General features: G+C 40.1%; 6 protein-coding genes. 1 reads left to right on the top strand and 5 read right to left on the bottom strand.

Annotated elements, in window-relative coordinates:
* Both FJR05_RS02095 and FJR05_RS02090 read right to left on the bottom strand, forming a co-directional pair.
* Entirely contained in the window at positions 1–1,557 is a 1,557-nt protein-coding gene (locus FJR05_RS02095; protein ID WP_168642584.1) for an EthD domain-containing protein, read from the bottom strand.
* Between the two features lie 279 nt (positions 1,558–1,836).
* Positions 1,837–2,178 carry a carboxymuconolactone decarboxylase family protein gene (locus tag FJR05_RS02090; RefSeq protein WP_168642583.1) on the bottom strand — a complete coding sequence of 114 codons (342 nt, stop codon included), beginning with the start codon at positions 2,176–2,178 and terminating at the stop codon, positions 1,837–1,839.
* A gap of 621 nt (positions 2,179–2,799) precedes the next feature.
* Here FJR05_RS02090 and FJR05_RS02085 point away from each other — a divergent pair.
* Entirely contained in the window at positions 2,800–3,735 is a 936-nt protein-coding gene (locus tag FJR05_RS02085) for a cation diffusion facilitator family transporter (RefSeq protein ID WP_168642582.1), read from the top strand.
* A 175-nt stretch (positions 3,736–3,910) separates the two neighbouring features.
* Here FJR05_RS02085 and FJR05_RS02080 read toward each other — a convergent pair whose 3' ends face one another.
* From FJR05_RS02080 to FJR05_RS02070, 3 genes are all read right to left on the bottom strand, one after another.
* The gene (locus FJR05_RS02080) at positions 3,911–4,357 is read right to left on the bottom strand and encodes a DoxX family protein (RefSeq protein WP_256376165.1); all 447 of its coding nucleotides are present in this window, start codon (positions 4,355–4,357) and stop codon (positions 3,911–3,913) included.
* Between the two features lie 351 nt (positions 4,358–4,708).
* Positions 4,709–6,529 carry an iron uptake porin gene (locus FJR05_RS02075; RefSeq protein WP_254446651.1) on the bottom strand — a complete coding sequence of 607 codons (1,821 nt, stop codon included), beginning with the start codon at positions 6,527–6,529 and terminating at the stop codon, positions 4,709–4,711.
* A gap of 195 nt (positions 6,530–6,724) precedes the next feature.
* On the bottom strand, positions 6,725–11,473 hold the full coding sequence (locus tag FJR05_RS02070; protein ID WP_168642580.1) for a DUF4114 domain-containing protein: 4,749 nt from the start codon (positions 11,471–11,473) through the stop codon (positions 6,725–6,727).
* Positions 11,474–12,034: the final 561 nt, after the last annotated feature.

The following is a 12,034-nucleotide window of genomic DNA, read 5'->3' as shown; positions in this document are numbered from 1 at the left end:
TCAGGCGGTAGTGATCAAGGTCAATAATTCATTAGCAGCGAATACATCACGGTAGAAGGTCAGTTGCTCAGTTTTCAGATAGCATCCGCCTCTATTACCACGACGCACCCAGGTTACGTTACCTTTAGCTAGAGTTTCGTTGGTTTCGTCATCTACACACTTCCATTCAAAGTATGTATGTTCACCGTAGAACATGACGATAGGCCAACACATGGTGACACCGGGTTGAGCGATTAATGCCCACCAGTGTTTTTCTCTTTCTTTTTGTTGCTCTAATCCTTGGTATGGGCCATCTTGACAGAAGTATACTAGATCGTCGCGGTATTCTCCTGTGAGGATGTCACCTCTTCCTTGTCTGAGAGCTTCACAGTGGGTTGGCCACCACTCTCTGTTTTCTCTTTCTATTTGTTCGAGGGTGTAGTAAGGACCAATTTCTGGTAGTTTTGGTTCTTTCATAGCGACAATTTTCTCTGCATCTTCGATCAGTTTTTGCGCTACGTAAGGACTTACTAAACCAGGACGGGAGTAGTCTGCTGATAAACCAGCGTAGTAATTGGTACGTTTTCTGGCTGGAGCAGGTTTGCTTTGTCCGTTTTGGGAGTGGGAATGTCCGTTGGTTTGGGGCGTGTAAAGATTTTGATATAACATGAGTGATTCTATATCTTGTTGAAGTTGATTAACTGCGCCGATGTCTGTGATCAATTCTGCTACTGAGGAACTTCGTTTCCCAGCTAGAGTCATTTCACTGTTGTAAACAAAGGTGTATGCTGTTCTTTCTGGAAATGGTTGGATTTGTTTGATGTATCTGGCTGCATCTCTTACGGCTGTTGAATATTCAGCAGATGCAAAAAATTTCTCTCTTTCCAGATGGTTCGTAAAGGCAATTTCATAGGCTGCATGATATTGCTTTTCTTCTGGTTCATAGTGACTGACACCGGCGGCATCGGGACGGGAGTTGTCTACTTCTTCAAATAAATGCAGTCTAAATTTCAGTACAGCGTCACTGCTGCTGATTTTGGGAGCAAAGGTTTCTGTGAGGTAATGACGAAAAGCTTCAACACTTACGCCTTTGGCTTTTTTGACCATGACGTGAAATTTTAGCACACCAGTGTCGCCGTTGGGATCACCTGTGGAAATTCTATCTACGTAGGTGATGGAATTACCTGGACTGGTGTTGTAACCAATCGCTTTGCGAAATAGGTTGTGTTCATCATCCATGAGGATGGCTGAAGCTGTGAACCATGTCTGACGATCTGCTTCGCTGGCAAATGTTAATTCAGCTATACCATCGAAGTTATCGTCTAGGCTGGTTGTGTAGTCTAAACCAGGGATTTCTGGATAGAAACCACCTTCGTTATGAGCTACGTGAAATTGCCAGTATTGATACTGCCCTGGTAATCTGGCGCAAACTGGGCCATGCACGTCTCTCCAATAATCATCAAAAAGTTCTAGAGGGATGCCCTGTCTTTTCCACAGGAGTACATAAAAGGCTACTTTTCCTTGTTGATCTCGTGCTGAATAGTCGGTTTTGATTGTGTTATTAATTACTGAAAGCATTATTGCTGTCCTTTTTTACTGTTGATGTCACTTTGATGAAAATAAAGTTTGAAACTTGAGGACAATACAAGGTTTTTAATCAAGCGATCGCCTATATTTTCAAAGTTACATTTTTACCATCCAGAGGTATGGTACAAGGTTTAAAAAACTACTCAGAGAGAAAGTCCGACTTGTTTGTAGGTCTAGATTTTTGCTCAAATATCCGTCCGTATTTCCGTGCTTCAGTAACTTCCCTCAACTACAAATCGAGCTTGATGGATTCCAGAATTACATGAGAAATTATTTTCCCATTATTTCATTTAAAGCACCAAAACAACCAGCAACTTTATTAAATCCCGCATAAGCACAAAGAAACAATAATAATTCTTCAATTTCTTCAGGAGTTGCTCCCTGTTTGATAGCCATATTGACGTGAGCGCCAAAGGGACTTCCAGGTCCTGCTTGTCCTTGGTTGACTACATCAACAGCAATGGTAATCAGGGCTTTGGTTTTTTGATCAATTAATGGCAGCCCCCAGGCTTCACCTGCTACTCGCGTGACAAAATCACCAAATTTGGGATTTATCTGCTTTAAAGCCGCTTGAAGTTCTAAATCATCTAAAACGGCATTTTCGTATTTCATAGCTTGATTTTTCTCGTATTTACCCTGGCATTTATCAACTATTTAACAATTGACAGCTAAAATTAGCCTTCCGTGGTCAGAAATCAAGATTTGTCAATCCCCTCAAGATTTCCAATTCTAGAATTGTTAATTTTATTTTTAACTCAAGTTAAACTAACCTCTGGCTAATATACAACATAAACTGGGAGGATTATAATTGCATTTTTAACCAACTATCTATACTTATTATCACAGAATGGCATAAACGTATTTTTCGACAATAAAATTTTAATAACTTTTTACATAGTAGAATAACTGATAAATCAAGTTTGAATGACGGGACTAAATAATACTAAGATTTACATAAGTAGGTGAACAAAATAAAAATGAGGGGTATTGCGTTTTATAAAATGGCTGAAACTCAATCAGAATATCGCATTGAGACAACTTTACATACCGTTACATACCTTTAAATTTTCCTGTTGACCTACTTATTGATAAATCTGAAAGACTTTTAATCACAACTAATGGTGTTCGGATAGGTTTGTCGAACAGATGTCATCAAATCCCACTGACAGGCCAGCAGGAAACTGTCAAAGGGATAATGTAGCTCAAAAACACTGAAGTAAATCACTTTTTTATATGAATGATTCATCTCGTGAACGTCTGGAACAGACCAGTATCTACTTATCTATCGGTGGTACTTTGTTTCTCTCGATTTTAGGTATCTCCTTCGGATTAGCGATTGAATCGGCAGCAGTGATGCTGGATGGTTTTTTTAACATCATTAGTCTGATCATGGCATTAGCTACCTTGTGGATTTCTCGAATTTTGAAACGTCCAGAGGGTCGAAAGTTCCAATTTGGTTACGCAGGTTTTGCTCCCTTGCTCAACCTGTGTAAGGGACTAATGATTATGGGACTATCCATGTTTGCTTTTATTTCTGCTGTGGCGGCATTGTTGCATGGTGGTAGAAAAGTTGAGGCTAGTGTAGCCGTAATTTATACAGCGATTGCCGCATTCACTTGTCTGAGTATAGCCTTAGTCCAGAATATTATTGCAAAAAAAACAGGCTCGCCCTTAGTGCGTGTAGACGCAAAAAATTGGCTGATTAATGGAGGAATTAGCCTTTCTGTGGGAATTGTTTTCACTGTCATTACATTAATTAAAAACACTCCTTTAAATTGGTTTGTTGATTACGCCGATCCCACTATCGTTGTCGTTTTAGTGCTACTTGCCTTCCCTATTCCCGTTAAAGTCATCTTAGAAAGTCTCAATCAACTCCTGTTAGGCGCTCCTGGGGCTGATTTACAAAAACGCATCAGTGATATCATTGATGTCGCAAGCAATCAAGTTCCCTGTGCTAAACGTTATTTAAGAATCACAGAGGTAGGAGAGGCTTTATATCTCCATCTTTACTGGTTATTACCAAATGAGCAAGCTCTAACTAGTCTGGAAGCAGTAGATGAAATGCGCTACAAGATTACAGACATAGTGAAACAAAAATTTCCTAATGTCACCTTGGATATTATCTTTACCCAAGATGAACAATGGTTTACAACAATGAACCCTGAGTAATATTTCCACACAACTATAGGACTCCTATTTGATTTTTGATAGCTTGCGTGGCGTATTCTTTCCTGTTCCCTACCTCTACGAGTAACTTCAGAAACAAAACCGGATTCCTATATTAAAAACAGAGACGTTATTGATAACGTCTCTGGATACAATCGAAGCTGAAACCAACTGTTGATTAACCGAACAAGAGGTAATCTATGGAAAGCCTACCAGGTCCCAAGAAAACCAACATGAGTGCGATCGCAAAATAAACAAAAGGTACATCAAAAGAAGGACCTGGTTTATTGGGTGGATACTTCACAAAAGGATCGTGAAAGATAGTCCAATGAATAGAAAGGGCTATTCCCATTGATCCAGCAATCCCTAATGCTGCTAAAGGTGTCAGAAAACCAGCAATAATCGCAATACCCCCACCAAAAATCGTTATTGCACCTAGCAACTGTAGGACACCAGGAAACTCTGGCATACCTTCTTCTTTCATCCAATTAAACGGATTTTTTACCTTAGTCCATCCATATAGAACCATTGCGCTTCCCCAGATTAATCGGAGTATTAAGATTCCAAAAGCTGGAAAACCGCTAATGTAAGGGGGTAAGAACTGAGTTATAAAGTCCAGTTGCATGATTAACCCTGTGTATTGTTAGTTATTGTGACAATTTAACAATACCTCAGCCAAAATAAGAGCCTTGATAATTTTGGGCAAAACTGGCAAAACTAAGCATAAACAAGCGTTTCGATAAAAAGGTAGTTTTTTATCTGAAATTCTTGTAGGAGACCTTCAAGAAATTTTTAGCGCTGATTGTTTTTGCCAAGCCAAGCCAGAAATGGGAGTTAATGGTTGAAGCATCATCATCTCACCCTTGTAATTTGGCTAAGGTATGGTTTAAGTAAATTCTAATTCTCAATCTAAATCTAACTTTGAATAATGTAAAGATGTTGACTAAATCAGGACTTACCCAAACAAATCTTACAACTAAAAACTAAAGGTAGTCCTTAAACCACCAATAACAATATCGTTGTTGTTAGCATCTTGGTTTGGTGCTGTGATCCATGTGATAGAGGGAGTGATGGAAATTCTGTCGGAAATACGATGCACATAATATCCTTCCATGTGTAGTGAAGTATCATTTTTAAATTGTGCATGGGGTAGATCACTTTCTAAACCTGTGAGGGTAGGTTCCATACCTACAACTAAACCGCCATGATTGCCATTTTTAAACAAATCAGGAAAAGCGAGTTGAACTGAGTAAGTCCAAATATCAGCCGCTCCCTTATCCAATAGTTGAGCTTTAATTAGGTTAGCCCAACCACCTATTGCGACTTTTGGGCTAAGTGCAAAGTAACCACCTAAGAGATAACCATTGGTGGTGACTGCGGATGCGTCTGCAAATAAAACACCTGCATCATCAAACCGGTTTGCCAAGGCAGTACCAACAAAACCATTACCTCTAAATCCTTGACCATTATTAAAGCCAAAGTTACCAGGGCTAAAGTAACCGTGTTGATAGGCAAATTGTAGGAATAATTTAGGGCTGGGATTATAGTTAATTTCTGTTGCGGCTACATAGTCACCATTAAACAACCCTCCTAAATTTGAGTCGTTGGCAAAGTTAGCTAAATAACTCGCTTTCACTACTGTCGAATCAAATAATTTATAGCTAAGGGACATCCCTGAACCAGCGCCGATAAGATACATTGGGGGGGCGATCGCAAAGCTACCGACAGGCCCCTCACCTCTAACATAGTAAGGAGCAAATTGATTTAGAAAAACAGGGCTAAAACGATAACGGTTAACACCGATGATATCTACGTTTAGTTTTTCACCAATGGGAAATTGATAGCCCAACGTGATGACACGGACATTACTGAACTGATCACCAGCAGAAGAAGCCTCACTAGCACCTTCTCTGGTTCCACCCACCTCTATACCATTGTTGGTGGTGGCTATTTCTGGAAAAGTGGTATTTGTTGTAGATAAACCTGTGACTAATGAATCTCGACCTGTAAAGCTAGTCAGTAACCCGATAAAAGCTAAATATTGAGTGTTGGCTTGGGGATCACCATCTCCAGAAAAATAAGCATTGGTTTGAACTCTGACATCCCCTAATAATTTGGTAGTAGTGGAAAACTGATTTGCTTCTAGTTGGGTGGTGCGTGTTTCTAAGGTGTCTACGCGACCTCTTAGAGATGCTAATTCACTAGCAAATTCTTCTCCTAAACGTTGTAAAGTAGCTAGGTCTTCTTTTTTGACTAGGTCACTGGTAGCTGTGGTGATTAGTTCGTTAATTCGTTGTAAACAAGCATTCAAACCTGCGGCAAATTCATAACGAGTGATGGCACGGTTTCCACGGAATGTGCCATTGGGATAACCTGCAACACAACCATAGCGTTCAACTAAGGATTGTAAAGCTTGGAAAGCCCAGTCTGTGGGTTGAACATCAGAAAACTGCGCGACAGTATTCATCTGTGCCATACTTTCATCGGCACTACTGTCAGTTTGATCTAGATCAGAGTTAAAAGTAGAGGCACTATCCGGGAGATGATCATCTGAAGTAGATGAGGTAGTTGACTCTGATTCGGATATAGATGAATTATCTGTTAAGACTACCTGATTTGATGGGGTAGCAGATTCAGATATTAATGAGTCATCTGTCAATACTACCTGAGCAGAAGCAATACTACCTATTAAAGTTGAAGTAGCGATCGCCCCCACGACTACCATTGGACTAGCAAGTAATTTGATTAATGCCAACATTTTCTTTAGATCACACCACGTCATTTTGTTACTTTTCATACTCTAAATTCTCTTTTGTTATGAATACATAAAGGAGAATTCAGGATTTAGTAGGGGCGAAGTTCCGCCCGCACTAAATTACAGCAAATTGTCATCAAACCTGGAACAAGAACCCCACCCCCAACCCCCTCATCGCTTGCGATGAGGGGGCTAAGATGTACCTTATATGATCGGAAATCGCTGTAAAACAGGCTTTTAAGCCGTCTTGATTTCGACAATGCAATCATTGTAATCATTGTCACTTTGACTACCTGGTAAATCTTCAAAGCCGAAGATGTTATTGCCTAGTAGACGAATGTGATCCGCCTGACCTGGATTAGCTCCTAAGAATGCAAAGTAAACATTAGGAATGTTGCTAGAGTTACCATTTAAGACATCCTCTATTGTTCCATTAGCAATAATAAATGGTGCAAAGATTGAGCCTTGGGCGAAGGTTCCTTGGTAATTTGCTTGCCCTTGGTTAGTGACAGTTAAACGTATCTCTTGCAGGTATAAGTTAACGGCAGCTTGGAGGTAGCCTGCATCACCTGGGGCAAAATCGGCTTGACCATCATTGTTGGTATCAATCTTGCCGTCTCCATCGAGGATGGGATAAAATCCGACAAAGTTGTTAAATGCTGCTTCTCTGTAAACCTTAAACTCAGCCTTGACATCAGTGGTAGAAGACCTAAAATCAAGGACTTCTCTGCCAAATTCCGCTTGAAGTCTTGTCCCCTGAATGTAAGTTTCTGTGCTGGTTTTAATTTTGAGTTTAAAGCTACTCTTGTCAGACTTATCTTTCCATTTGAGAGAAAATTCACCACCGCTTAAAGATTCAATGGTTTGGTATATTTCTGAAAACAGCACTTCTGTTTTCGAGGTGAAACCAGATGAAACAGCATCCAAAGTGCTGTTATTGATAGTCAAAAATCTCACCTTGACATCAAAGTCAAATTCTAACAAGCTGGACAAACCATCAATGCTGAAGCCGTTGGGACGATTGGCGATAGATGAGAAAATCACCCTTGATCTTGTTAAAGCGGCCTCAGTGTAACCAGACGTTCCGGGAGCGATACCGTTAATAAAGCCTTCATCATTATCAACAAAAAATACTCCTATTTCGTTGACAAAACTAGAACTGTATTCTTCTAGGGTGACTTTCAATTTGACTTTGCCGTTACTACCACCTTTGAGGGTGAAAATATCTTTGTTATTTACTTTGGTGATTTCTGTAACTTCCTCTACCTGCTTCTTAGCCTCACCAAAGGTCAACGATTCAGGTATGTTTTCTGCTCCCAGGTGAATAATTTCATACTCACCATTTTTCCTGCGGGTAAACAGAACTGGTTCACCGTTAGGTAAATTGGGAAGGTCAGCAAAGGTTCCCAGAATTTCTTGAGTGTTACCAACTGGGGTTAATGAGACATCAAGACGCAGTTCTTCTTCATCAGAGCTACTTTCATGATGTTCACCATGACCTCCACCCATGTAGGTAAAGACCTGAATCTGTTCATAACCATCAGGCTGATCACCCTTAGCGATTGTTGTCAGGTTGGCATTGTTGGTCTGAACAGGGAAGCCATTGGGTTCATCTGGTCTTTGGAGAACATAGCCAGATGTGACATCTACTTCACCAGTGTAGTTAGTGCCGTAGGGTTGGAAAATTTGGGATAGCAGGCCTGTGTCATGTGCTGTATCTTTGCCAACTAGGCTACCTTTTTCCTGAATTAAGATCCCATCATAGACTTCTACTAAGCCCTGTCCACCACTGCCTTGTCCCACAATGATGTCGTCATAGTTATCACCGTTGATATCACCAACTGCTAGGTTAATCTTGCCAGTGAAAGTTTCATGATGGAAGGGGTTAAGGCGACTCATCAGGTGATAATTTTTGCCGCTGTAAATCTCAATGATTGGTGCGATATCCCCACCTAAACCGACGACTATATCTGCAAAGCCGTCGCCATCTATGTCACCAGATGCGACGGATGCGATTTGTTCTTTTGTCGGGGTTATATCTTGAAATGGTGTAATTTCTGTTAGTAGGATGTTTGGATCATTGCCATCAAAAGAGTCTGTTGTTTCGGGTCTTTCAAATGAGGCTTTAACCTTCAGATCGGCAATGTAGGGTTGAGTGGGATCTGGGTTAAATGTACCCAATTCTGACAAATCTAATCTGCCAACAATACCCTCGAATTTACCTTCTCCACCGCTCAGAGTTACCAAACCAGAAGCATTAACTACACCTGTTTGGAAGTTAATTTGACTGTTGGCTGTATCACTGCCAAATATTCTTTCACCATCAACAGTTTCTAAGGCGATGAAGCCTTCTTCAAAGCCAACTAGTCCAAATTTGGTGGGATCTGAGTCAAATGTACCTTTGCCTGTGTTTTCGATTGTGCCGTAGATCCGACCTGTAATTGTAGTCAGTCCGTATCCAGCACTATCATCTGTCCCTGATATCAATACTTCAAATATATTGGTATCAGGAATTTGTGTGAAGGTATTTTCTAATTCATATTCGGCTGAAAATTCGTAAATTCCTTCTTGTTCTTGAATTAGTGTTTCACCATCAAAGACTTTAACCGTGAAATGATCACTATCTTTTTTTAAACTGCGCTGGATGGTAATGACATCAGTAACGTTATCTGTAACGTTTTGATTTTCTTCATCACTGTTGAATTTGTAACCAACATCAGCGATCGCTAGATCAATTCCCTGGCTGAAGTTGTCACCGTAGGGATTGAGAATGATGCTTTCTTCATAGTTGTTGGCTCTAAACAACTCTATTTGTCCTTTGGCATCCTGATCAACCCCCAAACCTAACCAAGTATCTTCTGTGTTGAGGATGACTCTAAGAACAGCCATCATCCCTGCATCTTCGTGGAAAAGAATGTGACAGTGATTGACATAGCTACCAGGGAAGTCCTCAAAACTCATCACGATTTTGACTTCTGAGGCTACACCTGTTGTCGGGTCATTGACAAATATGTTGAAGGGTGTGCCGTAAGGGTTATCCAGAGTCGCCGTTCCATCTACATAAGCTGGTGGTAGGGTAACAATATCTGATAATACACCTGCAAGGTAGGTTTGCTGGATATCTTCTACCTTCAAGCCATTAATTTCTAGAACAGCAAAGTCATTTTGGTGAATGTGGAATGGATGCCATTCTGACAAAGGAATATTTAAATCTTGGGGTAAATTGGGATCTAGCAATCCTGATCTGTTAACAATATTCCAAATTTCTTTTGTCCCCAACATAGGCATAGCCAGTGGGGGCATACTTTCACCAGGCGTTGTAGAATAATATTCACCGTTGATGGTATAAGTCCCTTCAAATGTTTCTACTTCCGTATCGCTGGGGAAATTGCCAGCCAGGATCGCCCCACCTATATTGGCATCCCATGTAAAAGTTCTTTCCCGATTAACATCACCGTTTTTAGCAGCTTCTATGGTCGCATTAATCTCTTCGCTTTCTTTGATTAAAACATCATAGGGTTCTGGGAAGTGTGGCAATTGCGCTGGTGTTATTTCAGGGCCTTCTACTTCCACTGTGGCTAAAACTTGAGGTGCCCAAATTAAGTGACCATCGTTAAAGCCTTTACTATTCCCAATAAGTTGGGATACATCGTCTGCATCCAGAATTTCGTCTGTACCGTTGGAAAGAAAGTAGTATTTACCTGGCTTGGTGAAGGCGTGTTGAATAGCAACTCTAGCACCAGGACTAAGGACTGGAAACTCAGTTATTTCTCTTCTGGAACTTTCAACTGCACCACTGGCGTTACCGTCAATAGATACTAATGTAACTTGTTCCGGGGTCAGATTCCCATTTCCATCATCATGTACCAGTTGCAAAACGTGGAAGGAATTGATGCTCATATTGGCAAATGAGAAGAGACTCCATTTACCTGTTTGAACCTTTTCTATTGTGGGGTTGTATTGTCCGTTGACAGTGTGGATAACATTTTCTACTGGTTCTGCTAAAGCTCCTCCTCCATATTCAAATAGGAAAAACTCAGGATTTCCTGTTGGTTGTGTTGGGTCATAGGATGCAGGTTTGGCATTGTAACTTCCAAAAACTGCATCAGAAAGTTCATAAGCTCCATTTGTTAGTTGTAGAGGTGTACCGGCAGGAACTTCTATGCCGTCTGGACTTTGGTTTAAAGGATCATTTGCGTTTGGTGTTCTTAGTTGTTGTTGAATACCAAACGTATTAATCGCCATTGTATAGAATGGCTCTGTCGTGGGGTTAAATTTATCCAGGTCAGGCAGATCATACGGAGGGTTTATTGTCAAAAGACCCCCTAAACCGGAAGCCACTTGCTCACTAGTTATTCCGTGCAAATGGGGGTGATACCAGTCAAGTCCAATAGCATGATTATCAGGTAATTTGATGGATATCTCTCTCGTATCTCCAGAGGCAAGACTGACAACAACGTTATCTCCTGCCCCTACAGGTGAGACGTGTAATCCATGTGTATGTAGGTTAGTTATTTGTTCAGGCGCAGATGGAGCTACTGAGCCTGGTTTGAGGTTATTTATGAGGGTGATTTTGATTGTGTCACCAGGATCTGCAACTAGTAATGGTCCAGGAATTAAACCATTGTAAGCCCTCAGAAATTCATAGGCTGTTTTTTCATCATTGAGCCAGGGAATATATCCGTCACCTGCTTGTATGATACCAAATCCATCAATATCAATCTGGCTGAGGTACTGCATATCTAAGGTAACTTCTAGTACCTCATCTTCACCCCAACTGGAATAATATCCCCCACCGTCACCTATTTCTTTAAACTGGCCATTTTGATGATCTTGTTGCCATTGAATAAAGGGATCTTTAAAGACTATTTTCTGTTCAGGATGAGGTAAAACCTTTAAATAACCGGATGCGTCATAACCTGGACTCCAAGCACCAAAATTTTCAGCACCAATAATGTATGCGTTCTTTATATTCTCTGTAGCCATGATGAAAATGCCTCCTACTTCCACAAAAATTATTTGAAAATATTATTTCAGTATTTAATTATTTTGCTGCCAAATACTGATCTTTCAGCCCCATATTGTTCTTAATTAGAGGCTTAAATTACATTCACCGTCGCATCAATCGAGAAATTTAACTAAACCTTTCTAGGTCAAAATATCAAGCAAAATTGGATATATTTAGGCATAACCTTGAAAAATAAGCCAATTTTTTGTGAAGATATCAAGATAATTCATCTGAATTTTAATTTTCCATGCAGTTTATATTGATTCTCTCGATCATGATACAGCAATTGGTGTAAAAAAGTGTGTCTTTTTTTTTAACATTAAATTAATTTAAGCAATATGAATTTATGGCAACAATGTGAGGTATGCAGCGATTATCCTTTTTTTAGTCAATTATGTTGTCAATTTGACTATTCTATCAAGAGTCAGCCTAGTTGTGATTGATAAGTTTTGTTTAAAAATATCTCCTAAAACCTCTAAAATAGGTAACTGTTCACACTCCCCCACTAAAAAGGAATTAGGAAGTAACAGGGATAGGAG

The sequence above is a fragment of the Dolichospermum sp. UHCC 0259 genome (genome assembly GCF_009711935.1).
Classification (GTDB): domain Bacteria; phylum Cyanobacteriota; class Cyanobacteriia; order Cyanobacteriales; family Nostocaceae; genus Dolichospermum.
The sequence above is the reverse complement of the archived record's forward strand: the minus strand, read 5'-3'. Positions and strand labels throughout refer to the sequence as shown.